Source organism: Leeuwenhoekiella sp. A2 (assembly GCF_047946655.1).
In the GTDB taxonomy this organism is placed as follows: Bacteria; Bacteroidota; Bacteroidia; order Flavobacteriales; family Flavobacteriaceae; genus Leeuwenhoekiella.
In genome coordinates, this window is record NZ_CP172311.1 from 3,047,668 (window position 1) to 3,073,474 (window position 25,807).

Annotated in this window: 23 protein-coding genes; 11 read left to right on the top strand and 12 right to left on the bottom strand. The window is 37.3% G+C overall.

Annotated features, from left to right (window positions below):
- Positions 1 to 31 precede the first annotated feature (31 nt).
- From ACH3PA_RS13420 to pepT, 9 genes are all read right to left on the bottom strand, one after another.
- Entirely contained in the window at positions 32 to 721 is a 690-nt protein-coding gene (locus ACH3PA_RS13420; RefSeq protein WP_416443334.1) for an HAD family hydrolase, read from the bottom strand.
- A 28-nt stretch (positions 722 to 749) separates the two neighbouring features.
- Positions 750 to 896 (bottom strand): adenylosuccinate synthetase, encoded by a 147-nt coding sequence (locus tag ACH3PA_RS13425; RefSeq protein WP_416443332.1) that lies wholly within the window; start codon positions 894 to 896, stop codon positions 750 to 752.
- A 52-nt stretch (positions 897 to 948) separates the two neighbouring features.
- A complete protein-coding gene (locus ACH3PA_RS13430) occupies positions 949 to 1,272 on the bottom strand; it encodes a gamma-glutamylcyclotransferase family protein (RefSeq protein WP_416443330.1) in 324 nt (107 codons plus the stop codon).
- Positions 1,273 to 1,287: 15 nt separating this feature from the next.
- On the bottom strand, positions 1,288 to 1,806 hold the full coding sequence (locus ACH3PA_RS13435; RefSeq protein WP_416446738.1) for a DUF1206 domain-containing protein: 519 nt from the start codon (positions 1,804 to 1,806) through the stop codon (positions 1,288 to 1,290).
- Between the two features lie 54 nt (positions 1,807 to 1,860).
- Entirely contained in the window at positions 1,861 to 2,076 is a 216-nt protein-coding gene (locus ACH3PA_RS13440) for a DUF1206 domain-containing protein (protein WP_416443328.1), read from the bottom strand.
- A 3-nt stretch (positions 2,077 to 2,079) separates the two neighbouring features.
- Entirely contained in the window at positions 2,080 to 3,744 is a 1,665-nt protein-coding gene (locus ACH3PA_RS13445; RefSeq protein ID WP_416443326.1) for a T9SS type B sorting domain-containing protein, read from the bottom strand.
- Between the two features lie 24 nt (positions 3,745 to 3,768).
- The gene (locus ACH3PA_RS13450) at positions 3,769 to 4,755 is read right to left on the bottom strand and encodes an aldo/keto reductase (protein ID WP_416443324.1); all 987 of its coding nucleotides are present in this window, start codon (positions 4,753 to 4,755) and stop codon (positions 3,769 to 3,771) included.
- 115 nt (positions 4,756 to 4,870) lie between these two features.
- Positions 4,871 to 5,644, bottom strand: a complete 774-nt coding sequence (locus ACH3PA_RS13455) for an aldose 1-epimerase (RefSeq protein WP_416443322.1) — start codon at positions 5,642 to 5,644, stop codon at positions 4,871 to 4,873.
- 34 nt (positions 5,645 to 5,678) lie between these two features.
- On the bottom strand, positions 5,679 to 6,920 hold the full coding sequence (gene pepT, locus ACH3PA_RS13460; RefSeq protein WP_416448256.1) for a peptidase T: 1,242 nt from the start codon (positions 6,918 to 6,920) through the stop codon (positions 5,679 to 5,681).
- Positions 6,921 to 7,057: 137 nt separating this feature from the next.
- Here pepT and ACH3PA_RS13465 point away from each other — a divergent pair, with 137 nt between their 5' ends.
- The 4 genes from ACH3PA_RS13465 (at position 7,058) to ACH3PA_RS13480 (ending at position 14,010) form a co-directional block, all read left to right on the top strand.
- The gene (locus tag ACH3PA_RS13465; protein WP_416443318.1) at positions 7,058 to 9,922 is read left to right on the top strand and encodes a TonB-dependent receptor; all 2,865 of its coding nucleotides are present in this window, start codon (positions 7,058 to 7,060) and stop codon (positions 9,920 to 9,922) included.
- A 123-nt stretch (positions 9,923 to 10,045) separates the two neighbouring features.
- A complete protein-coding gene (locus ACH3PA_RS13470; protein WP_416443316.1) occupies positions 10,046 to 11,065 on the top strand; it encodes a quinone-dependent dihydroorotate dehydrogenase in 1,020 nt (339 codons plus the stop codon).
- Between the two features lie 75 nt (positions 11,066 to 11,140).
- Complete coding sequence (locus tag ACH3PA_RS13475; RefSeq protein WP_416443314.1) at positions 11,141 to 13,087, top strand: ATP-binding protein; 1,947 nt, start codon at positions 11,141 to 11,143, stop codon at positions 13,085 to 13,087.
- A gap of 56 nt (positions 13,088 to 13,143) precedes the next feature.
- A complete protein-coding gene (locus tag ACH3PA_RS13480) occupies positions 13,144 to 14,010 on the top strand; it encodes a hydroxymethylglutaryl-CoA lyase (RefSeq protein WP_416448257.1) in 867 nt (288 codons plus the stop codon).
- Positions 14,011 to 14,017: 7 nt separating this feature from the next.
- On the opposite strand, the gene ACH3PA_RS13485 is transcribed toward ACH3PA_RS13480, so the two are convergent.
- Positions 14,018 to 14,266, bottom strand: coding sequence for a hypothetical protein (locus ACH3PA_RS13485; RefSeq protein WP_416443310.1), 249 nt, complete (start codon positions 14,264 to 14,266; stop codon positions 14,018 to 14,020).
- Positions 14,267 to 14,497: 231 nt separating this feature from the next.
- Between ACH3PA_RS13485 and guaB the strand changes: the two genes are divergently transcribed.
- The gene (guaB, locus tag ACH3PA_RS13490) at positions 14,498 to 15,970 is read left to right on the top strand and encodes an IMP dehydrogenase (protein WP_416448258.1); all 1,473 of its coding nucleotides are present in this window, start codon (positions 14,498 to 14,500) and stop codon (positions 15,968 to 15,970) included.
- A gap of 77 nt (positions 15,971 to 16,047) precedes the next feature.
- Here the strand turns inward: guaB and ACH3PA_RS13495 are convergent, their stop codons facing one another.
- Entirely contained in the window at positions 16,048 to 16,554 is a 507-nt protein-coding gene (locus ACH3PA_RS13495) for an OmpH family outer membrane protein (RefSeq protein ID WP_416443306.1), read from the bottom strand.
- A 137-nt stretch (positions 16,555 to 16,691) separates the two neighbouring features.
- Complete coding sequence (locus ACH3PA_RS13500) at positions 16,692 to 16,943, bottom strand: hypothetical protein (protein ID WP_416443304.1); 252 nt, start codon at positions 16,941 to 16,943, stop codon at positions 16,692 to 16,694.
- A 153-nt stretch (positions 16,944 to 17,096) separates the two neighbouring features.
- On the opposite strand from ACH3PA_RS13500, the gene ACH3PA_RS13505 reads away from it, so the two are divergent.
- The 6 genes from ACH3PA_RS13505 to ACH3PA_RS13530 all read left to right on the top strand — a co-directional run bounded on the left by ACH3PA_RS13505 (position 17,097) and on the right by ACH3PA_RS13530 (position 25,802).
- On the top strand, positions 17,097 to 19,052 hold the full coding sequence (locus ACH3PA_RS13505; RefSeq protein WP_416443302.1) for a peptidylprolyl isomerase: 1,956 nt from the start codon (positions 17,097 to 17,099) through the stop codon (positions 19,050 to 19,052).
- The gene (locus tag ACH3PA_RS13510) at positions 19,053 to 19,907 is read left to right on the top strand and encodes a peptidyl-prolyl cis-trans isomerase (protein WP_416443300.1); all 855 of its coding nucleotides are present in this window, start codon (positions 19,053 to 19,055) and stop codon (positions 19,905 to 19,907) included.
- On the top strand, positions 19,891 to 21,315 hold the full coding sequence (locus ACH3PA_RS13515; protein ID WP_416443298.1) for a peptidylprolyl isomerase: 1,425 nt from the start codon (positions 19,891 to 19,893) through the stop codon (positions 21,313 to 21,315). The genes ACH3PA_RS13510 and ACH3PA_RS13515 overlap by 17 nt, the downstream gene beginning before the upstream one ends.
- Positions 21,316 to 21,317: 2 nt before the next feature.
- Positions 21,318 to 22,271, top strand: coding sequence for an AAA family ATPase (locus tag ACH3PA_RS13520; protein WP_416443296.1), 954 nt, complete (start codon positions 21,318 to 21,320; stop codon positions 22,269 to 22,271).
- Between the two features lie 256 nt (positions 22,272 to 22,527).
- On the top strand, positions 22,528 to 24,798 hold the full coding sequence (locus ACH3PA_RS13525) for an aconitate hydratase (protein ID WP_416443294.1): 2,271 nt from the start codon (positions 22,528 to 22,530) through the stop codon (positions 24,796 to 24,798).
- 116 nt (positions 24,799 to 24,914) lie between these two features.
- On the top strand, positions 24,915 to 25,802 hold the full coding sequence (locus ACH3PA_RS13530) for a hypothetical protein (RefSeq protein ID WP_416443292.1): 888 nt from the start codon (positions 24,915 to 24,917) through the stop codon (positions 25,800 to 25,802).
- The last annotated feature ends 5 nt before the right edge of the window (positions 25,803 to 25,807 follow it).

Genomic DNA, 25,807 nt, shown 5'->3' on the forward strand with positions numbered 1-25,807 from the left:
CTAAAATTTAGCCTGTGATTGATTGTGTGTTCTATAGATTTATTTCGAAATAACCATTTTCCTGAGCTTTAGAAATCGAGGAGTTTGTATAGTCATTAATGAATCCTGCAACTGAAGTTATATTGCTAAACTCCTCAACCTTATGAGTAGTTGTAATTACAATAGCGTGTGAGTTTGCATTTTCTGCTGCTTTAGCTCCTGTAGGACTGTCTTCAAAAATCACACAGTCAGTTATGGGAATATTAAGTTGCTGTGCAACTTTCACAAAAACCTCAGGATCTGGTTTTCCTTTTGTTACCATATCTGAACTTACTACTGTGCTAAAATACTTTCTCAGGTTAAGAGCATCTAAAACAAATTTTACGTTCTCTGGGGGTGCAGCTGTACCAATTCCCATAGGAATTCCTGCCTCAACAGCTTGATTTAGAAATCGCTCTAAACCATCAATTAACGCTATTTTATCGGCAAAAATCGTTCTGTATTCCTCTTCCTTGTCCCAAGCGATCTGCCTGATTTCTTCGTCATTAAATCTATCGCCAAAAAGCCTGCTAATGATCTCTTCATTTACGCCATGAATTTCCTGCATGACCTGCTCAATCGTCATTTGCTTACCTAGAGAGGCGAGTTTACGCTGCCAGGCTTTGTGATGCACCATCATGTTGTCTATCATAGTGCCATCCATATCAAATATTAGAGCTTTTACTTTCAGCGATTTTTGCATGTTTTGGGTGAATTTTTGGCTTTAAAAGTTACTTTTTAGATCTACGCCAGAGTATATACAGAATGATTATTATCAGCGGAATGACAATGTAAATGATGACATCCTGTAGATTATTAAGATCTAAAGCTGAGTTATCATTGGGATGAGGTAAGTCTTGTGATATCTGAATTGCCATTTTTTCTTTACAATTTAAATAATTTAACCTGAGTAAACTTATTACGAGAGCGTTATGACTTTACATAAGCCCAGCTTTCTTGCCCTGATTTTAGCGTTACTTTTTTTCTTTTGTAGAACACACCTTCATAATTGTCTGCAATTAAAATTTCCTCAAGAGACACTTTAAAGACAACGCCTTCTACTTTATCCTTATCATTTCCGGTATATTCAATAACAGGATAGATACTTTGTACTTTATTTCTGGGCAGTTTTATTTCGCTTGAGCTATAGCCTACAAGTTCATCTGAAGTACCACTTAAAGTACGGTTGAATAATTTTTGTTGAACAGACTCTTTGGCCAAAGTGCCATAAGTAAAAAGATATTGATCTATCATCGTATTTTTAATTTGTTAATCTATATTAATTCTTCTATATCTGGCTAGCAGTATCATAAAAACCCCGTAAGCCAGCAATCCCAAAGCTACTACGCCAAGCACAATTGCACCAAATTCATTTTTTAGAAATTTAAAGGCTTCTACTTTTCCACCGGCCTCCTGCGAGTTGGCTGTGTAAGCTGCTTTAAATAGCAGGAACGAAATAATTGCAATTACAATTCCACGGGCGGTAAAGCCTATTTTACCAGAGCGTATAAGTGCTTTTTTACCATTTTCATCGATATCAGAATCATGAATTTTATCTCTGAACCTTTCTGAATAAGCCCTGTAAAATTGAAAAATTGCTTTACCTAAGAATCCCAAAGCGATAACGCAAATAATTATCTGCCCGTAGGTTTCTTTAAGCAGTTCCTGAATGTAAGATTGTTTACTTCCGCCAGAATTTGAAGCCGCGCCTATAATTCTCTTTATTACTGAAAAGGCTAAAAAACCATAAAAGATCGCACTGGTGGCAAATCCTAATCTGGTTACTATTCCGGAGGTATCATTGCCTTTATTTTCATGATCAAAAAAGGTCTGGTATAACCGCTAAAAAACAAAACCTATTAAACCAAGTGCAGTAACGCCAAGTAATACTTTACCAAATGGCTGTTTACTCAAAAATTGAAAAACACCGTCGCTGCCTGTAGTGTCACCACCTAAATTAAAAGCCGCCAGCGTAGTTAATAAACCAATGACACAGTACACAAAGCCTTTAGTAGCGATACCAAATCGAGCCAGTTTCTCTCTTTTATGTTGTACCATAAATTAGTTCTTTAAAGTGAAATGACCCTTTTTTTCGGTTCTAATTCCTTCTACATCTACCAGAACCATATGAAACCAATAATCATCTGTAGGCATACGCTTACCTTTAAAAGTGCCGTCCCATCCCAGATCGTTTCTTAGCACTGCTAATAGTTTGCCGTAACGATTAAAAATGGTTGTTGATACTTGCGTATACACATTTAAATCTACACCCTGAGCAGCCCAAATATCATTGTAACCATCGTTATTAGGAGTAAAATATTGTGGAAAACCTAAAACCGAAACTTGCGTGGCAAGAGTAGCACATTGATCTATACCTCTCACGTATAAGATATGAGTGCCTGCTGTCACATTTGTAAAAATAGGAATGCTTTTGTATGCACCTTCCGCATCATCAATCGCAAATTCTACATTACCTGCATATGATCCTGAATTGTATGCTACCTCTATTTCATACAAATTTCCGTTATCTGAAATTATAACCTGATCACGCTCTATTGCTGGCGGCGGATCTTTGACAACTACCTGTACAGCTTCTCTGGAGCCGCTAAGACAATCAGCTGGACTTGCCGCTACATAAAAAGTTTTGGTTTCTGAGATATAAGGTGTGTTGAATGTATTTCCTTTGGCTATAGGCTCACCACCAGAGGATGTTTCATACCAATAAATTATGCCTCCATTTGCAGTTGCATTGAGCGTTGCATTGCCAGGAGCACAGAATTCGCTTGACGTTGTAGAAGTTATTTCCGGTATAGTTAAATGTGTACTAGCAGCTATTTTAAGTTGGGGATCACCCGGTGTGCCCCCATATTCTACGATAAAACCGCGAGGTATATAATCTGCATCCTGTTCACCCACATTCCGAAGGTCATTCCATGAACCGGCTAAGCCTATTCCTGGCGAAGTTATGTGCGCATAATCTTCATCATTTAGATTGTTGGGTTCACCATTATTCCAAAAAGCGAAATTTGGTGAACTGCCGTTTACACCGCCATTCCAAAAAACAGTTCCTGCTTCGGGGCCTGTCACCCATTTCCAGACGCCTTCTGTTTCTGCATCACTACCGCCTATCCAGCCAGAGCCTCCTGCCTGCTTGCCACAAAGCTGAGCTTCATCTTCTGCTAGTATTGTAGCAAGATAGCCCTGCAAGCCATAATAGGTGCTATTTTCTGCTCTGTCTTTTGCATCTGCCCAGCTTATATTATCCTGAGCCACATATTGGTAATAATGATCTGTAGAAGGTAAATAATTTGAGTTGCCTATAGTTATGGAAAAATACCGCTCTCCTGACGGGTTAGCAGCAGTACTTTCATAAACCACATTATTTACAGCGGCTATCATGTTGTCAATATCTACGGTAGCGGCATTTAAGCCTGATAGAGTTAATTTGCCGCCATCAACATCCCAGGAATCAGCAATTGTGGGATGATTACCAATAAGATAAAGCTTGTCTTCACTTTTTATATAACCTGTTGAAATTTGTAATGATATACTTTCAATTGTAGTATCATCAGGATCTGTAATATCAAAATACGAAGTGATATAGACCTGACTACCGGCACAGTATTCTATTTCGCCTTGAGCTGTTAATTCCGGCGGCATATCTGCCTGTGAAAAAACTGCTGTACTAAAAAGTAAAAAGCAATTGAATAAAACCTTTTTTATCATGTGGAAAAGTAGTGATTTAAAAAATCACCACATCTGGTGAACAGTGGGTTTTATATATGCTTCATAAATGGCATTCATTTTTTCTATTTTCTCTTCTGTAAGAGCTGGCAGATCGTAGATTGAAAGGTTAGATTCTACGTGCTCCACTTTTGATGCACCCGGAATAATGCAGCTTACTTCGTTAAAATTCAGAATCCATTTTAGGGCAATAGGAGCGAGATTTTTAGTGTCTGGGAAGAGTTTTTTAAGCTCTTCTACCGCTTTTAGTCCTAGCTCATAATCTACACCTGCAAAGGTTTCACCTTTATCAAAAGCATCACCATCTCTGTTGAAGTTTCTGTGATCGTCACTATCAAAAGAAGTATTCTCGTCAAATTTACCAGTTAAAAGACCACTGGCTAAAGGAACACGTACAATTATACCTACATCATTTTTTTTAGCCTGGCTAAAGAACAATTCTGAAGGGCGCTGTCTAAAAAGGTTGAAGATTATCTGAACCGTGTTTACATTAGGATACTGCATCGCTTTTATAGCTTCTTCTACCTTCTCAACACTAACACCAAGATTGCGTATTTTACCCTCATCTTTTAGTTTGTCAAACATTTCAAAAATCTCAGGGCGATAATAGGTGTCTGTAGGCGGGCAGTGCAATTGCACAAGATCTAAAACATCAAGACCGGTGCGTTTTAAGCTGTCTTCAACATATTTTTTTAGTATTTCTGGCTGGTATTTTTCATCGATATGTGGATTTATTTGTCGCCCACATTTCGTGGCAACGTGAATCCATTCTGACCGGGAATTTACAACTCTGCCTACGGCTTTTTCACTCAAACCATTTTCATAAACATCTGCTGTGTCTATGAAATTCACGCCATTGTCTATGGCAGTATTTATGATATGATCTGCTTTTTTATCATCAAATTTTGATCCCCATTTGCCACCTACTTGCCAGGTGCCTAATGAGATTTCTGAAACTTCTATATCTGATTTTCCTAGTCTGCGATATTTCATGCTAATGCTTTTTAAGTTGAAGTTTTTAAAAATACAAATTGTGTGTTTTAAAGCTGATTTCTACATCAATCTTGTCATTTTTTTAACTTCTGCGACCCATTTTTTAGCCTGTTTACTACGGTTGTAGTTTTACAATAAATACCTGTTCTGCCTTTTCTAAAGTCTGAAAGCCCTTATGAAGTGCAATTTGTTCAACATCATAAGGATAAAATGAAACCGGCTCAATACAGACCATATTAGGAACTTCGGTCCAAAGCATAAAGTTGCCAAAGCCTTCTGTTTTTATGGTGATCTCCTTCTCATCTTTAAGCGTGATCTCACTACAATCTGGTACAGAAAGTGCGCGACTACCTACCGCAAGAACTTCTTCTAAAGTAATGGTTTTATCAAAAGTTTTTATTTCAGGTTTTGAAATATGCAGATTAAAAGCAGGATGATAGCCCAACATAAAAGGCATATTTTCTTCCCCTGAAATATGAAAGGAAATAGTAAGACCTTTTGAATCTAATTGAAATTTTTTCACAAACTGAAAATCATAAGGCCACGATAAATATTCTATAGAAGATTTTGCCGGGTATTTAGAATTGAGAACCGGCGTATTTCTATGATATATCTTTTCATAAACAGCTTCTGTGGCAGATGATGATTTGAGTTTATATTTAAGCTCGCGTAACAAACCATGCTGGTCCTGAAAGGCATTTCCTTTTTCAGTTATTACTTTAAAACCTGCCTCATTTGTTGGTCCTATTATAGGAAACATTTCAGTATCTGAATTTCTCCAGCCCGGACTGTCTTTTTGATGAATGTACTCGTATCCTTCTACGCTGAAGCTTACAAGTTCACCTTCATCAATTTGTACTACTGCTTTATTGAGAGTAAGTTCTGTCATAGAAATGGTTTTTTAGGTTTGCCGAAAATTAGGCTTATAAAGCCGATTTTGCGGTTATTTCGGCGATTTTTATGATTACTTCTACCGCTTTTTGCATACTTTCTACAGGCACATATTCAAACCTGCCGTGAAAATTATGACCACCGGCGAAAATATTAGGGCATGGTAAACCCATATATGAGAGTTGAGAGCCATCTGTACCACCGCGAATAGGTTTAATTTCTGGAGTTACACCCACAGCTTTCATAGCTTCTTCGGCAATATCAACAATATGTATAACTGGTTCTATCTTTTCACGCATATTAAAGTATTGATCTTTTATTTCTAAAGCCACGATCTCTTTACCATACTGGCTGTTGATCTCTGTAGCCAGATTATACATTACCTCTTTGCGCGCTTCAAAATGCTTGCGGTCATGGTCACGAATAATGTAGTCAATTTCGGTTTCTTCTACATCTCCTTTTATATTATGCAGGTGAAAAAAACCTTCTCTTCCTGAAGTGTGCTCTGGTGTCTCAAGTCTGGGTAGCGAACTGATAAAATCCTGGGCGATATACATGCTGTTTATCATTTTGCCTTTAGCGTAGCCGGGATGAACACTTTTACCTTTTATAGTAACTTTTACACCGGCAGCGTTGAAGTTCTCGTATTCTAGTTCGCCAATCTGGCTGCCATCCATCGTGTAAGCCCATTCTGCGCCAAACTTTGCGACATCAAATTTATGTGCGCCACGACCTATTTCTTCATCTGGCGTAAAACCTACTTTAATCGTACCATGCTCTATCTCTGGGTGATTTTTTAAATATTTTACAGCTTCCATTATTTCTGTAATACCTGCTTTATCATCTGCGCCAAGCAAGGTTGTACCGTCTGTAGTAATTAAAGTCTGACCTTTATATTGAATTAAATCGTCAAAGTCATTAGGCGAAAGAATAATGTCCTGATCTTGATTTAGAATTATATCTTTTCCGTCATATTTTTCTATAATTTGAGGCTTCACATTTGTTCCTGTAAAATCAGGAGTTGTGTCATAATGAGCAATAAAACCAATTACAGGAGCTGTACTTTTAATTGTGGCGGGTAAGGTAGCCATGATGTAACCGTTATCATCTATGGTAACATCATCTAGATCTAACGCATTTAGTTCATCTACCAGCTTTCTGGCCAGATCCCATTGTTTGCTCGTACTGGGAGTACTCTGGCTCGCTGCATCACTTTGTGTGTCTATTGTAACGTAGCTAACAAAGCGGTCAATAATTTGAGATTTAGGTATCATAGAGGCGATTTTTTACTGAAATAGGGCGGTTTTTAACTTAAAAAGTTCATTTTCTTGTTATTACGGCCTTTTAAGGGTTTTCTTTGAGTTATCTTTAATGTTCAAAAATCAATTTTTCACTAATCAAAAATAGAATTATGATAAGAAATTACATCATTATGTTATTGTTTTCTTTTGGGTTAACCATGACTGGTTATACACAAGAAGTTACAGGTACGGTCTTAGATGATCAATCTACACCTTTGCCCGGTGTTTCTGTAGTGGTAAAGGGCACAGATAGAGGTACAATTACAGATTTTAATGGCGTTTACACTATAGAAGCATCTCAGGAAGATGTGCTTGTTTTTTCTTTTGTAGGCTTTGATACGCAGAGTGTTCCTGTTACAGGAACCACTATAAATGTCACTATGAAATCTGGTGTGGCACTCGATCAGGTGGTTTTAATAGGAACACGTAACCCCAGCAGAACAGCAATAAATTCTGCAGTGCCTGTAGATGTTCTTGATGTGGAAGAAATTAAGGAGAATTCGCCACAAATTACGGTTACAGAAATTCTTAATTATGCAGCTCCTTCATTTTCATCTAACCCACAGACTATTTCTGATGGTACAGATCATATCGCTCCTGCTTCATTACGAGGTTTAGGGCCAGATCAGGTTTTGGTACTTATTAACGGTAAAAGAAGACATAAAACTGCCCTGGTTAATATAAACGGAACTTTTGGTAGGGGTTCTGTAGGTAGTGATCTGTCTGCAATACCAACAAATGCAATTAAGCGTATTGAAATTCTAAGAGATGGTGCTGCTGCACAATATGGGTCAGATGCAATCGCCGGAGTTATAAATATTGTATTAAAAGAAGTAACTAATGAACTCGCTCTTGATGTGACTACGGGAGCAAATTTTACCAGCGAAAACCCAGATGATGGTATTGATGGTGAGAAAATAAATATTGGTGCTAATTACGGTTTGCCCATAGGAGAAGATGGCGGATTTGTAAACCTTACCGGGAATTTCAATTTTAGAGGAGCAACAAACAGAATGCAATCATATACAGATCAAATTTTTAACGGCTTTAATGCTGTAGAACGCGTTGCAGATCAAAACGGCGCAGATCTTCTTGATCTGGAAACTAATTTTGATGCTATCGTTAATTATGCTCAAAGCGCTGGTTTACCTTCAGATGTTTTAACGGCAGTTAATAATGCTGATGATCTTAGCGATCTGCAAACAGCATTAAATTTTGATAATACACAGGCAGAACTTGCTGCAAGAGGGCAGGATAGAAGTGATTACAATATGAGAGTTGGTCAGTCTGAATTAAGAGGAGGTCAGTTTTTTGGAAATCTCGAGATCCCTTTAGGTGATGATCTGGCTCTTTATTCCTTTGGTGGATTAAGTTTTAAGAACGGAAATGCCGCAGGTTTCTATCGTTTACCTTTTCAGGCTAGAGCTTATACACCGGCCAGACTTGATGGCTTTCTTCCGGAAATTAATTCGAATATAAAGGACAAAGCGATCGCTATAGGAATACGAGGTAAAGTAGGAGAGTGGAATGTTGATCTTAGTAACAATACTGGTAAAAATGATTTCACTTACAGAATTAGTAACTCGCTAAATGCGTCTTTACAAAACTCAACTCCTTTTGAAGCAGATGCAGGTGGTTTCTATTATGGTGAAAACACTACAAATCTTGACGTAAGCAGATTTTATGAAGATATAATGTCTGGACTCAATATTGCATTTGGTGCAGAATACAGAATTGAAAATTACGGTATAACTGCAGGAGAAGAAGTCTCTTATGCGCAATACAACACTTTAGGTAATGTACATGACCCTACAGATCCTGACTCTATGGTGCCTACAGATTTTTTAGGAGAAGAAAGACCGGGAGGTATTCAGGTTTTTCCTGGGTTTAAACCCGAAAATGAAGTAGATGCTTACCGTAATTCTATCGCCGGTTACCTCGATGTAGAAGCAGACATAACTGAAACATTTAGACTTACAGGTGCTTTGCGGTATGAAAACTTTTCAGATTTTGGCGGAACGTTGAATGTGAAATCTTCTTTCTTATTAAAAGCAACAGAGAATTTAAGTTTTAGAGGTTCTGTGCAAACAGGATTTAGAGCACCTTCACTTCATCAAATACATTATAATTCTACTTCAACCTTATTTGTTGATGGTGTGCCGCAAGAGGTGGGTATTTTTCCTAATACATCGCGGGCAGCACGTATTATTGGTATAGATGAATTGAAAGAAGAGACTTCGCTTGGTTTTACAATAGGAGCGACGGCTAATATTCCTGATGCCAATTTAAAACTTACGTTAGACGGTTATCTTGTGAATATTGATGACAGGATCATACTTACAGGCCAATTTGGTTCTAACGGCGATCCTGAACTTGCACGTTTATTTCGCGAAGCAAATGCAACGCAGGCAGCTTTCTTTACAAATTCTGTAGATACGCAAACTAAAGGGATCGATTTTGTAGCAGATAACAGGGCCAGGCTTTCAGATAACTTAAGATTGACAAATACATTGTCATTTACTATTTCTAAAACAACCGTAGAAAATGTCAATATCCCACAAATTATAACAAATGCCGGTCTTGCCGAAACTTTCTTTGACAGAACAAGCCGTATCTATCTTGAAGCAGCGGTGCCCAGAACAAAGGGTACGCTTACCAATAATTTAAGCGTAGGTGAGGATTGGAATGTATTTTTACGAAACAGTTATTTTGGCGAAGTTGAAGAAGCTACAAACACGGTAGACGGTGTTGATCCTTATTATGGAGGTAAAGTCGTGACAGATTTGAGTTTCTCTCATAATTTTGCAGAAGGTGTACGATTTACATTAGGAGCAAATAATTTATTAGACGTTTACCCTGATGAAGCAGATCCTTCATTTCAATCTGGTGGCAGATTTATATATTCAAGAAGATCTACACAGTTTGGTACTGCAGGAAGATTTCTATTTGCACGACTTAATTTCACTATAAAATAAATAAGTAATTCAATAAAAAAAGGCTCCTTATAATGAGGAGCTTTTTTTATTTCAGGATATTCCACTAAACAAACTTTTAATTTGTAGACGAGCGAATTACCTTTGGCTCAATTTTATCCCGATATGTATAAATCACTTATAAGACCGCTATTATTTCGTTTTGATCCTGAAGAAGTTCACCATTTCAGTTTTAAAATGATAAAGATTATGAATCAATTAGGACTGGGCGGACTAATAAAAAGTGCTTTTACTGTAGAAGATCCTTCCCTCGAGCGTGAGGTATTTGGTTTAAAATTTAAAAATCCGGTAGGCCTGGCCGCAGGGTTTGATAAGGATGCAAAACTTTACAAAGAGCTTTCTAACTTCGGCTTTGGGTTTATTGAGATTGGCACCTTGACACCTAAACCACAATCTGGCAATCCCAAAACAAGGCTTTTTAGATTAAAAGAAGATAAAGCGATAATCAACCGCATGGGCTTTAACAATGGTGGCGTAGAAAAGGCGGTTAAGAGATTACAGAAAAATAAAAATGTACTTATAGGGGGTAATATTGGTAAAAATAAAATAACTCCTAACGCCGAAGCGATTACAGATTATGAGATCTGTTTTGAAGCTTTGTTTCCATATGTAGATTATTTCGTAGTGAATGTGAGTTCACCTAATACTCCTAATCTTAGGGAGCTTCAGGATAAAGAACCCCTTACCAGATTGCTAAATGCGTTGCAGGTAAAGAATAATCAAAAGGTAAAAACCAAGCCAATACTACTAAAAATCGCCCCAGATCTTACAAATTCGCAACTTCTAGATATCATTGCTATTGTTGAAGAAACAAAGATTGACGGGATAATAGCCACAAATACGACGATTTCAAGAGAGAATTTAAAGTCTGAAGTAAAAGGCGAAACAGGTGGAATGAGTGGGGCACCGCTTAAAGAAAGATCTACCGAAGTCATTAGGTTTCTAGCCGAAAAAAGTAATCATGCTTTCCCTATTATTGGTGTAGGCGGTATCAACAGTCCGCAGGATGCTATAGAGAAATTAGAAGCAGGGGCAACCCTTATCCAGGTGTATACGGGATTCATTTATGAAGGTCCCGCGTTGATAAAGCAAATAAATAAGGAACTCCTTAAGAGAAATAGTTAATATTATTATAAGTTAAAGTTGCAGAGTTTTTATATACGCTAAAAAGCAATATTTTTCGTTGTTTAAAATAAAGTTTTGACCAATCAAAAACCTAACTCAATTATTAATTTATCTAAAAAGGAGAAGACAAGATTTAAATTTTTACTGTGTTTTTTCCTTATTCCGCTCAGTTTTCTAGGGCAGACGACAACTATTGATTCGCTCAAAAATCTCCTTGAGCATACAAGAGATACACAAGACCGTATTGATCTCTATGAGAAAATAGGTTATGAGTTTCTTTATAAAAATCCCGATACTGCAAATGTCTATATAGATAAACTTATAGATTTATCTGAAAATGCTGGCTATGACAAGGGTCTTGCTCTAGGTTACAACCGCAAGGGAACTTATTATATCATCACTGCTCAATATTCTCATGCGATAAGAATGCTTTTAAAGGCAATACCTTATTATGAGAAATTACATGATAGCTCTGGTATCGCAAAAGTTTACGGCAATATAGGAGCGCTTGATTATTATTTACGTGATTATAAATCTGCTCTTGAGAATTTTAACAGGGCGATGAATTATGTGCCAGAAAATGATTCGGCTAATAATGCAAGCAGATTTCTCACCAATTTTAGTGGTGTTTATCGCAGTATGAATATGCCAGATAGTGCATTGGTGTATGCAAAAAAGGCTATCAGGATTAACACACAGCTTAAACAGCCACGCGAACTCTCGATCTCATATGTAAATATGGGAGCTGCACAGTTTGAACTTAAAGAATTTAATGAAGCTTTAGCTACCCTAAATAACGCTATAGATTATCCCGAACTTCCCACTCAATTTTTATTAATAGCACGTATCTATAAAGCAAGAACTTATATAGCTTTAGGTCAAATTGACGCTGCAGAAGAAGAACTTAGGGATCTTGAGGATCAATGCGATAAACTTAAAGATCAGGATTTATTGCTTCAGCTTTACAAGACAAAATCAGAATATTTCGCGAAAAGCAATGATTACAAAAGTGCACTTACCTATTCAGAAAAATATATTGGCCTAAACGCAAAACTGCATAATACAGAGCAAATACAAACGCAGCAGAATTTAAAAGTTCAGTTTGAAACGAAACAAAAGGAAGATCAAAATAAAATTTTAAGACATGAGGCCGAACTTCAGGAATTAAAAATAAACAACCAGTGGTTTGTACTTCTGGGCGTGGGTATTTTCATTCTCGTGCTACTCATGTTGCTTATCATTATGTATCGTTTATATAAGATGAAGCAAAAGGCCAATAGTCTTCTTTATGAAAAGCACCAGATACTAAATGCAAATAACAAGAATCTGGAACAAATAAATTCTCAAAAGAACAATCTCTTTTCTATTGTTGCTCACGATATTAAGAGTCCGTTAAGCGTTATAATCTCAACCGTAGATATGCTTAAGGAGAATATAAATTCTTTTAGTAAAGAAGAACTGCTTATGCTCACCACAGAGCTAAGTATTCAAACAAAAGGTATTTATCGCCTTCTGGACGGGGTACTTGCATGGGCCAGATCACAAATGGATGGTTACGTTTTTGATAAAAACCCGGTAGAATTAAACAGTGTTATTCAGGATATTCTTATTTCAAAATCGACTCGGATTGAAGAGAAGAATATAAAAATTGAGAACAAGATTGCGCCCGGACGAACTATTATTTCTGACGCACAGGTAATAGAGGTAGTGATACGCAATTTTACTGATAATGCTATTAAATTCACTCCGGTGAACGGCTCAATTTCCTTTACTATAGAAACCATTGATAATGAATATCGCATTGCTGTTTCAGATACTGGTGTCGGGATGTCTCAGGAGACAATAAAAAAGATATTTGAAGATTCTACTCGTCATACTTCAAAAGGCACAAATCAGGAAGTAGGTAATGGTATAGGTCTTATTTTGTGTAAAGACATTGTGCACAAATTAGGGGGAGATATTGAGGTTGAGAGTGAGCCGGGCAAAGGATCAATATTTACTTTAGTTTTACCCTTACAATAGTATCTAGAGTTTTTTTTGAAAAGTAGTTGTGTATATTTGATGTTACAATTAAATATATGCCCGAAACTATTAAAATCATAGAATGCCCTCGCGATGCAATGCAGGGAATAAAACAATTTATTCCTACTACAGCAAAAGCACAGTATATTCAGTCAATATTGCGTTGCGGTTTTGATACCATAGATTTTGGTAGTTTTGTTTCGCCTAAAGCAATCCCACAAATGAGTGACACCAGTGAGGTTATTGAACTTCTCGATCTTAGTCACACAAATACTAAGTTACTTGCTATCGTTGCCAATGTAAGAGGAGCGCAGGACGCGGTAGATTTTGAGAAAGTAAGCTATTTAGGCTACCCTTTTAGTATTTCAGAGAACTTCCAGATGCGTAATACCCATAAGACGATTGCCGAATCTGTTGAGGTTTTAAACGAAATACTCGAGCTAGCAGATAAAAATAATAAAGAAGTTGTAACCTATATTTCTATGGGTTTTGGTAATCCCTACGGTGATCCCTGGGATGTTGAAATAGTAGGAAACTGGACTGAAAAACTGGCAAAAATGGGGGTAAAAATACTTTCTCTTTCAGATACGGTGGGCACTTCAGATCCTGAAACGATAACTTATTTGTTCTCTAATCTTATTCCAAAATTTCCTGAAGTAGAATTCGGTGCTCATCTACACACCACACCTTCATCGTGGCATGAGAAAGTTGATGCTGCTTATAAAGCAGGATGTAGACGCTTTGACGGAGCGATACAAGGTTACGGAGGTTGCCCAATGGCGAAAGATGAACTTACGGGGAATATGCCAACAGAGAAAATGCTGTCTTATTTTTCTGCCGTAAAAGCTGAAACGGGTATACGCACAATGAGTTTTGAGAGCGCTCATAATGAAGCCTCAAAAATATTTTTAAATTATCACTAAACCGCTTTTAAGCTACCGCATTTTGTGGCGCCCAATGTGAGCATAACATTCCTGGTGCAGCTTTTTGAGGATGAGCACATGTGGGTCCTTGATAACGTGCACAAGTTGTACAGTTAGGGTCATCTTTCAACATCATGATCATATCAAAACTATCACAGGTATGTCTTGAAGTGACAGAGGTTTCATGTTCGGTACAAAATTCACCTTCAACAAAATGATTGCAGTTTACGCAGCTATTTCCTAATCTAATTGCCATAATTTTTTAATTTTTTCTATTAAAGTTAAGCTTAATGATTTACATTTTAGATTTAACTATCATATTTTGAGTAGTTTATATTTAGATCGCATAAGAATATAGACTAAAAGTCCCCTTGATTTTTAACGTTTTCAACCGATTTTTCACCTGTATGGGCAGATTTTAAAATTATATATCCCACAACTGTCGCTTTATTGCTGTACATTTGCACGCAATTAAATCTTAATTGCGATGACGGCTCACGAATCTAAAATAATTGGAGAAGGTCTAACTTACGACGACGTACTCCTTGTTCCAGCCTTTTCTGATGTTCTTCCCAGAGAAGTAAATATTCAATCAAAATTTTCCAGAAACATTTCACTCAATGTGCCCATTGTATCAGCTGCTATGGATACTGTGACTGAGTCGAGAATGGCAATAGCTATTGCGCAGGAAGGTGGTATAGGTGTTCTTCATAAGAATATGACCATTGAAGAGCAAGCCTTAAAAGTGCGCCGGGTAAAACGTGCAGAGAGCGGGATGATTATAGATCCTGTCACCTTGCCGCTTACGGCTAAGGTTAAAGATGCTAAACGCAGCATGGCAGAGCATGGCATTGGCGGGATTCCTATTGTAGATGAAACAGGCACCTTAAAAGGTATTGTGACTAATCGTGATCTAAGATTTGAAAAGAACAACGAGAGAGCCATTATTGAAGTAATGACAAGTGAAAATCTTGTTACAACCTCAGAAGGTACTTCTCTGGCAGATGCCGAAGATATTCTACAGGAAAGCAAAATTGAAAAGTTGCCCGTTGTCACGAAAGAAAATAAACTTATAGGGCTAATCACCTTTAGAGATATTACAAAACTTACCCAGAAACCTATAGCTAATAAAGATCAATACGGTCGTTTACGCGTTGCTGCAGCCGTAGGTGTTACAGGAGATGCTGTAGCCAGGACTGAAGCACTTGTAAATGCCGGTGTTGATGCCGTAGTAATAGATACAGCTCATGGTCATACTAAAGGTGTGGTAATGGTGCTCAAGGAAGTGAAGAAAAAATTCCCAGATCTAGATGTTGTTGTGGGGAATATCGCAACAGCGCAAGCAGCTAAATATCTTGTAGATGCCGGTGCAGATGCTGTAAAAGTAGGTATAGGTCCCGGTTCTATTTGTACAACCCGTGTAGTTGCAGGTGTAGGTTTTCCGCAATTTAGTGCGGTGCTGGAAGTTGCCGCTGCAATTAAAGGCAGCGGAGTGCCTGTTATCGCAGATGGCGGAATTAGATATACAGGTGATATTCCTAAAGCGATCGCTGCCGGTGCAGACTGCGTGATGCTGGGCTCACTTCTTGCAGGAACTAAAGAATCTCCAGGTGAAACGATTATCTACGAAGGTAGAAAGTATAAAACCTACAGAGGTATGGGTTCTGTTGAGGCCATGAAACAAGGCTCAAAAGATCGTTATTTTCAGGATGTTGAAGATGATATTAAAAAACTAGTACCAGAAGGTATTGTAGGTCGTGTGCCTTACAAAGGTGAGTTGTATGAAAGTGTTCATCAATTTATAGGTGGTCTGCGTGCAGGTATGGGATATTGTGGATCTAAAGATATAAACACGCTTAAAGAAACAGCGCAGTTTGTAAAAATTACTTCAAGCGGTATTCATGAGAGTCATCCACATGATGTTACAATTACTAAAGAAGCTCCTAATTACAGCAGGTAATGAGATTGAATTATATAAAATAAAAAAGGAGCTTTTCATCATGAAAAGCTCCTTTTTTGTATCAAAAATCGGGTGTTTTATTGCTTTAAAGGCACACCTAACTTATCTGCTACAGCTTGTGTAAGATCGTATGTTGGGTCAAAATAACCTACACCAGAATTTAAAGTAAGTACTTGAGAATAGTTCTGTGCTTTTGCAACTTCATCAAGAGCTTTACCTACTTTTTCATAAAGTGGTTGCATCAACTCATTTTGCTTGATCTGGATCAAACCCTGAGAGTTTTGACGAAATTTCTGGATGTCTTGCTCTAAGCCTGCAAGATCTTGTTGCTTAGTTTTCTTTTCTGCATCTGTAGCAGTAGTTTCAACGCTTTGATATGCTTTAACCTTCTCCTGATATTTAGATACTAAGTCGCTAAACTGCTTGTCAAGATCAGCACCGTATGCTTCAAGGTCTTGTTGTACTTTAATAAGTTCAGGAAGGCTTGCTAATACAAGATCACTGTCTACAGTACCTACCTTAGTTTGAGCAAAAGAGCTGAAACTAACAAAAAGAATAACAAGTGGTAAGAATAATTTTTTCATTTCTGTTATTTTAAATAAACCGGCATGATTAACGTTAAATCCGGCAGGGGTTAATTGATTTTCTAAAAGATGAATTAAATAAAGTTTGGCAAAGATAAAAAAGCAGCTTACCTGTCAAAGCATTTAGTAATTATTCTTTAATCAGTGGGTTGCTCAAAGTATTCACCGCGATGAGGCTTTAAGCGATCACGTACTTCGCGCATCTGCTCTTCTTCTACAACAATATATGCGAGACTTTGCATATTGTTTATCGCTTCAGTCCCAATTAGATTTTTATTGAGGTGCTTTTCGCTATTAGCGTAATCTAATAAATGCTTACTGTGATGTTCTGCTATTTTAGCTGCTTCCGGGCCCTTAAAGTCCCAGATGAGTTTAATTAATTTTGCCATAGTTTTTGAATATTCAATTCTCGTGCCAGAAATTTTAAGTTTGATTTTCCTGCAAATTACCATGATTATTTAACCATAGTAACTAAAATGGCAATATAGCTATTGCGGCAGCGTTGTAGAACAGCTTTTAATTGTTATTTTTGCTCACTATTTATGCGATTTACAAAAATTAAATATTTCTCTTTTTTTCTCGTTTTTTGCGCTGCGTCAATTTTACATGCCCAGGATCAGGTGTTGATGACGATAGATGGCGACCCGGTTTATGCAGACGAGTTTAAACAGGTTTACCTTAAAAATATTGATCTTGTAGAAGATCAGGAACAACGAGAACTTTCTACTTATCTAGAGCTTTTTAAGAACTACAAATTAAAGCTTAAACAGGCTTATGATCTGGGTCTTGACAAGCGTGAAGATCTTACCCAGGAATTAGATGGGTACAAGGCGCAGCTCGCTCAAAACTACATGACAGATGGGCCGGTGACAGATGCTTTAGTAAAAGAAGCCTATGAGCATAGTGTAGATGAAGTGCGCGCAAGCCATATTATGATAAGCTTGCAAAATGTATTGACAAAAGAAGATACACTGCAAGCGCTTGAAAAAATTAAAGCTATACGCGAAAAAGCCATAGCAGGTGCCGATTTTGAAGCGCTGGCAAAAGTGGAAAGTGAAGACCCTTCTGCTGCAAATAATGGCGGTGATCTGGGCTGGTTTAATGCCTTTAAAATGGTTTATCCTTTTGAAGTGGCTGCTTATAATACGCCTGTTGGCGAAATTTCAGATGTTGTAAAGACCAGATTTGGTTATCATATTTTAAAAGTCACAGATCGCAAAAAATCTCAGGGCGAGGTTGAGGTGGCTCATATAATGGTTGTCTTTGATCAAAAAGATGAAAGTATAGATCCTGAAACCCGTATTAATGAGATCTACCAGAAATTAATGCAGGGAGAATCTTTTGAAACATTAGCCGGGCGCTATAGTGACGATTCTAAAACAGCAAGAGTAGGTGGTAATTTAGGTAGATTTGGTGCAGGTGCTCTTAATAGTCCAAAATTTGAAGAAGTGGCTTTTTCTCTTAAGGAACCTGATGAAATAAGTAAACCATTTAAGTCTGAACAAGGCTGGCATATTATTAAGCTCATTCAGAAATACCCAGTTAGTTCGTTAGCAGAAATGCGTTCCTATCTTGAGAGCAAAGTAAAAAATGACAGCAGGTCACAACTCGCAAGTGAGGCTTTGGTATCTAAGTTGAAAAATCGGTATAAAGTGACTAAAAACCCCGATTTTATTACCGATTTTCAGAAATTGAAAACACTTTTTTTAGAAATGAAAAGCTGGCAGACTGCTCTTTCGCCGGAAGAGCGAAGTAAAGAGGCAGTGAAAGTTGAAGATGCTGTTTATACGTACGGTAATTTTGCAGATTATTTACAGCGATGGGCAAATGTGAAGCAAGATTGGGGAAGTGAAGATGCAATCGCACAGCTTTATAAGGGTTTTGAGAATATTGTTTTAAAAGAATATTATCAGTCACATTTAGAAGAGGCAAATCCTGAATATGCCAAGGTTGTAAAAGAATATGAAGAGGGTGTTTTAATTTTTGCCTTAATGGAAGAGAAGATTTGGAACACTGCAAAAAATGACACTACAGGTCTTTCGGCTTTTTATAAAGAACATAAAGCTCAATATACCTGGCCTAAGCGTTACGATGTCATTGTAGCGAGTTCACCAGATCTGGATAAAGCGAGTGAAGCCAGAGGACTACTCAAAAAAGGACTTTCTACAGAAGAAATAAAGAAAACAATAAACAAAGGTGGTAAGGTAAATATCTTTATAACTCATAAAAAAGTTGCACTAGAAGATAAATTGCTTCCGGAAGAATATATGCCTGTTTCAGGAGTTTCTAAAATATATAAAGAAGGTGATTATAGTGTTGTTGTTTTAAAAGAGATCATTCCTGAAAGTACCCAAACACTTAATGAAATTAAGGGAAAAGTAATAAACGATTTCCAGCAGGAACTGGAGAAAAAGTGGATGGATGATCTTGCAGCTACTCACGATATTGAGGTGAACGAGAAAGTTTTTAATAAAATAAAGCAAGAATTGTCACGATAAATGAAGAGTTCAGTCCTTAGTTTAATGATATGTTTTTTTGCATTTACATCGTGCGATTATTTTAAGAAGGAAGATCCTGGAGTACCTGTAGCTCGAGTAAATGAGAATTATTTGTATCAGGAAGATGTATCGGCTTTAGTAACACCAGAAATGAGTGTAGAAGATAGTTCACTTGTTGTGAATGGTTTTATAAACAGATGGGCAACGCAGCAGTTGTTAATAGATGGTGCTAAGCGCAATATTAATATAAGTGATCAGCAGCGTCTTGATGATCTGGTAGAGCAGTACAAAACAGATCTCTACTCTCAGGCGTATAAAGATGTATTAGTAGAAAAAAGTCTTGATTCTGCAATTAGTGACGCAGAGGTAAAAGAGTTTTATGAGGAGAATGAAGCAAATTTTAGACTTAATGAGGAGCTTTTAAAACTTCGGTTTATTCAGATAAACGATACAGACTATAATATACGGACAATAAAAGAGCGATTTATAAGATATAATGCAGAAGATAAAAAGTACCTCGATTCTATAGCAGTACAATTTCAGTCTTATAATCTTAATGATTCTATCTGGGTAAGTAAGGATAAGGTTATAAATACGATAAAACCTATAACCCCTGAAAATGAAGAGCGGTATTTAAATATTACTAATTTTCTGCAATTGCGTGATTCATTAGGGTTATATTTGGTCGCTATAAATGATAAGCTAAATCGCAATGAGTATGCACCTTTAGAGTATGTGGTGCCTACAGTGAAACAGATAATTTTAAATAAACGTAAGTTGGAGTTGGTAAAACAACTGGAAAAGGATATTACTAAAGATGCAATTAAAAACAAACAATTTGAGATCTATAATTAAAGCAGCAGCAGTATTAGCAATACTGGTTAATTTTTCTAGTATAACTGCGCAGGAAGTTGTAGACACAACAGAGGTAGCAAGTGCAACTGTACAAGACACAGTGAAAGCTGAAAAACCGCAGGGTTTTAAAGTAGACGGTGTAGCGGCAGTAGTAGGGCAGTACGTGATTCTTGACAGCGACATTTCGCAAGCTTTAGCCTCCTTAAAAAGTCAGGGTGTTTCTGACGGTGTGGGTAAATGCCAATTGCTTGATAAGCTTATGGAAGATAAGTTATATGCACACCAGGCAGTAATAGATAGTATTGACGTACCAGAATCGCAGGTTAGATCTTATACAGATCAACAAATCGCATATTTCTTACAACAGTTTAATGGTTCTGAAGAGCGTTTATTAAAGTTCTATCGTAAGGAGAAAATGGAAGATCTTGATAAAGATCTGTACGAGCTCAATATGAACCAGGAATTGGCTAAAGCGATGCAACAAAAGATCGTTGAAGATATTGAGATAACTCCGGAAGAAATTAGAAGTTACTACAATGACGTTTTAAAGCCAGACCCACCGGTTTTTGGTGTAGAACTGGAGATTTCTAAAATCCTGATCGAGCCGGAAGTTCCCGAAGCTGAAAAGCAAAAGGTTATTGATGAACTTAATGGTTATAGAAGAGATATTGTAGAGAACGGAAGCAGTTTTGCAACTAAAGCTGTTCTTTGGTCTGAAGACGAATCTTCAAGAGGAGATGGTGGACTTATGAGAGACGTGACGCGTAAGTCAAGTCTGGTAAGAGAATTTAGAGATGTAGCATTTAGTTTGCAGGAAGGTGAAGTAAGTGAACCTTTTGAAACAGAATTTGGTTTTCATATAATTCAGGTTGATAAAATAAAAGGACAAAAGATAGATTTACGTCATATTCTAAGAATTCCTAAGGTTACAAAAGAGTCTGAAGAAAAAGCAAAAGACCTTATAGATACGATTAAGAAACGTGTAGAAGCTGGTGAGCTTACTTTCGCAGATGCGGCAAAAGAATTCTCAGATGAGAAAGAAACAGCGAGCGATGGAGGTATTATGATAAACCCGGTAACACAAGATCGTATGTTTGAACTTAAAAATATGGATCCAGACATTTATCCTAAAGTTCAAAATCTAAAAGTAGGTGATATTTCTCAGGTATATAACAATCCTACACGTACAGGTCGCACGCGATATGAGATCTATACAGTTTCAGATCGTGTAGAAGAGCACAAAGCAGATTTTGCTCAGGATTATGTGAAGATTAAAAATCTGGCTTTACAAGCGAAACAAATAAAAGCGGTGCAGAAATGGCAAAATGAAAAGATTGCCGAAACTTACATCAAGCTTAATGGCGATTACCGTGATTGCGACTACAAGAATAACTGGCTAAAAAAATAAGTATGTCTGATGTCGCGGCTATTGATGGCCTTGTACATAAATATAAAACCCTTAAACAAGAGATTGCACAGGTAATTGTAGGGCAGGATAAGGTTGTAGATGAGATCATCATTTCAATTTTTTCCGGAGGTCACGCTTTGCTTATTGGTGTTCCCGGGCTGGCAAAAACCTTAATGGTTAATACTATCGCAAAAGCGCTGGGATTAGACTTTAAGCGTATACAATTCACTCCAGATCTTATGCCCAGCGACATTCTGGGATCTGAAATTCTTGACGAAAGCAGACACTTTAAATTTTTAAAAGGTCCCGTATTTGCAAATATTATACTTGCAGACGAGATAAACCGTACGCCACCTAAAACTCAGGCTGCTTTACTTGAGGCAATGCAGGAACATGCCGTTACAGTTGCCGGTAAACAATATCCTTTAGGTAATCCTTATTTTGTACTTGCAACCCAAAATCCTATTGAGCAGGAGGGAACATACCCTTTACCAGAAGCTCAGCTGGATCGATTCATGTTTGCAATTAATCTTACTTATCCTACTTATGAGGAAGAAGTAAATATTGTAAAATCGACTACAACTGATAGAAAATCGGTTGTAAATGCTTTATTTTCGGCTGAAGAAATCGTAGAATATCAGCAACTACTTAGAAGAATTCCCGTACCAGATAATGTAGTAGAATATGCGGTTAAGCTGGTGGGGAAAACAAGACCAAATTCTGAGTTGGCGCCACAATTGATAAAAGATTATATAGACTGGGGAGCAGGGCCCAGAGCTTCACAAAATCTTATTCTTGCCGCCAAAACCCACGCTGCCTTACATGGTAAATATTCTCCTGATATTGAGAATGTACAGGCTGTTTCAGAAGGTATTTTACGTCACAGACTTATTAAAAACTATAAGGCAGAAGCCGAAGGTTTGACTATTGAAGGAATAATAGCAGACTTGCTATAGGAGATTTTGGTTTTCGTAACTAAAATTATAACGTCATAATTTTGCATTAAAATCAGTAATAAAATGATCTCTTTGTTTTTATAACAGATTGATAGTTATTTTTTTAGCGTTTGTTGCGTTTTCTTCAAATTTAACATAATGCTTTCTCCAGCATTCTATTACACTCAAAATCTTTATATTTCGCCCTGTTTTTCGTACTTTCGTACCACTTTTTAAGTAGGTATTTTTAAAACTTTTTAAATTAATAAAATTAGATATGGCATTTGATATCGATATGATCAAATCGGTTTATGGTAAGATGGCAGAGCGCGTTGATGCGGCACGAGCTGTTACCGGAAAACCACTTACGCTTGCAGAAAAAATATTGTACTCTCACCTTTGGGATGGCGCAACAGATAAACCTTATACCCGTGGTAAAGATTACGTTGATTTTGCTCCCGATCGTATTGCTTGTCAGGATGCGACAGCGCAAATGGCATTATTGCAGTTTATGCATGCAGGAAAGCCAAAAGTAGCTGTGCCTACAACTGTACATTGTGATCACTTAATACAAGCTAAAGTAGGGGCAAAAAAAGATCTTGTACGTGCAAACGAAACAAGTAACGAAGTATTTGACTTTCTAGAGTCAGTTTCTAATAAATACGGTATCGGTTTCTGGAAACCAGGAGCAGGTATCATTCACCAGGTTGTTCTTGAGAATTATGCATTCCCGGGCGGGATGATGATTGGTACAGATTCACATACGGTTAACGCCGGTGGTTTAGGAATGGTTGCTATAGGTGTAGGTGGTGCAGATGCTGTTGATGTTATGGCAGGAATGGCCTGGGAACTTAAATTTCCAAAATTAATAGGTGTAAAACTTACCGGGAAACTTTCGGGTTGGACGGCGCCTAAAGATGTTATATTAAAAGTTGCCGGTATTCTTACTGTAAAAGGAGGAACAGGAGCAATTATTGAATATTTTGGTGAAGGAGCCCGTTCTATGTCTTGTACTGGTAAAGGTACAATCTGTAACATGGGTGCTGAAGTTGGTGCGACAACATCAACTTTTGGTTATGATGAGTCTATGGATCGTTACCTGCGCTCAACTAATCGTGCAGATGTAGCTGATGCTGCTAACGAAATCAAAGAATATCTTACAGGTGATGATGAGGTTTATGCAAACCCAGAAGCTTATTTTGACGAAGTTATAGAGATCAATCTTAGTGAATTAGAACCACATCTTAATGGTCCTTTCACTCCAGATTTAGCAACTCCTATTTCTAAAATGGGTGAGGCTGCAAAAGCACATGACTGGCCACTACGTGTTGAATATGGTCTTATAGGATCATGTACAAACTCTTCTTATGAGGATATTTCACGTGCTGCTTCTCTTGCGAAACAGGTTTCAGATAAAAAATTAAAAACCAAATCTAACTTTACTATAACTCCAGGCTCAGAACTTGTACGCTATACTATTGAAAGGGATGGTTTTATTGATACTTTTGATAAGATAGGCGCAACAGTTTTCGCGAATGCTTGTGGACCATGTATTGGTATGTGGGATCGCTACGGCGGAAAACAAGGAGAGAAAGAGCGCAATACCATCGTTCACTCATTTAACCGAAACTTTGCAAAACGTGCTGATGGTAACCCTAACACGCTTGCGTTTGTAGGATCACCAGAACTTGTAACTGCAATAGCAATTTCAGGTCGTTTAGATTTCAATCCACTTACTGATAAATTGATCAATGAAGATGGAGAAGAGGTAATGCTTGATGAACCTCGTGGTTATGAGCTGCCTCCAGAAGGATTTGCAGTTGAAGATGCAGGATATATCTCTCCTGCAGAAGATGGTAGTGGTATTGAAGTAAAAGTTGCTAGCGATAGTGAGCGTTTACAATTACTTGAGCCTTTTAAACCATGGGATGGTCAAAATCTTATGGGGGCCAGATTATTGATAAAAGCATTAGGCAAGTGTACTACAGATCACATTTCTATGGCTGGACCATGGTTGCGTTTCCGTGGTCATCTTGATAACATTGCAAACAACACGCTTATAGGTGCTATTAATGCATTTAATAATCAAACTAACTTCGTTAAAAATCAATTGACAGGTGAGTATGATGCAGTGCCTAGCGTACAACGTGCTTACAAAGCTAAAGGTATATCAACTGTAGTGGTGGGAGATCATAACTATGGTGAAGGTTCTTCTCGCGAGCACGCAGCTATGCAACCTCGTCATTTAGGAGTAAAAGTTGTAATTGTAAAATCATTTGCACGTATTCACGAAACAAACCTTAAAAAACAGGGTATGTTAGGGTTGACATTTGCTAATGAGAATGATTATGATCTTATTCAGGAAGATGATACTTTTAACTTTATAGATCTTCATGATTTTGCACCAGATAAACAATTAACTATCGAGGTGGTACATGCAGAAGGAAGCAAAGATGTAATCAAAGCAGATCATACATACAATGCGGGGCAAATCGCATGGTATAAAGAAGGTTCTGCACTTAATTTGATTAAAAAACAGAACGCTTAAATTTCAATTAGAATTTTATAATAAAGCCAGGCCTATTATAGGTTTGGCTTTTTTTTGAATAATAAATACGTAGTTAAATAAGAATTACGTTATATCATAAAATAAAGAGAGTTTATATGTATAGATTAAAAACGATTTTACTTTTAGTATTAACAGCGTCAATTATCACTTCCTGCTCAAGTGATGACTCAGGATCTGGTGAAGCAACCCTAACTCTTGACGTTATTGGATTGCAAAAATTGAGTTCAAATGCAGAATACGAAGCATGGATAACTGTTGCAGGTTCACCGGTATCATTAGGACGGTTTACTGATGTAAATTTTCCTAAAGAATTTAAAACTAGTTCTCAAATGCTAAATGCGGCAGATAATTTTATGCTAAGTATAGAGCCGGGAAATGACGGTAGTGCAGGAATTTCAAATTCAGTTATTCTTAAAGGAAATTTCATGGGTAATTCAGCAACTCTATCTGTTGAACAGGCAATTGGCAGTTTTAGTAATGCTACCGGTAAATTTGTTCTTAAAACACCTACAGATAATGCAAATGGTGTTGATAACGGAAATGATGAATCTGGTATTTATTTTTACGATCCTAATACTGCAACACCGGGCCTTAGACTGCCAGATCTGGGTGCCGGGTGGTTATATCAGGGTTGGGTAACTCTGCCAACTGCAAAAGGAGATGTCTACGTTTCAACAGGGACTTTTACAAGCAGTACAGGAGCAGATGACTTTGCACCTTATAGTAGTCAAAAAAATCCTGCACCTGCATTTCCTGGTGAAGATTTCTTAAATAATACGGTTGCCCCGGCAGGAATAACATTTCCTACAGATCTAAGAGGAAAAAATGTTTTTATCTCAATAGAGCCTCAAAATGATACATCTGCAGAGCCATTCTTCTTGCGTCCCCTTAATGGGAGTGCGACAGATTTGTCTCCTGTATTAAATGCTATGAATTTTAATTCGGCTTCTTTTCCTATAGGTTCAGTAGCTATAAGCGACTAAATAAA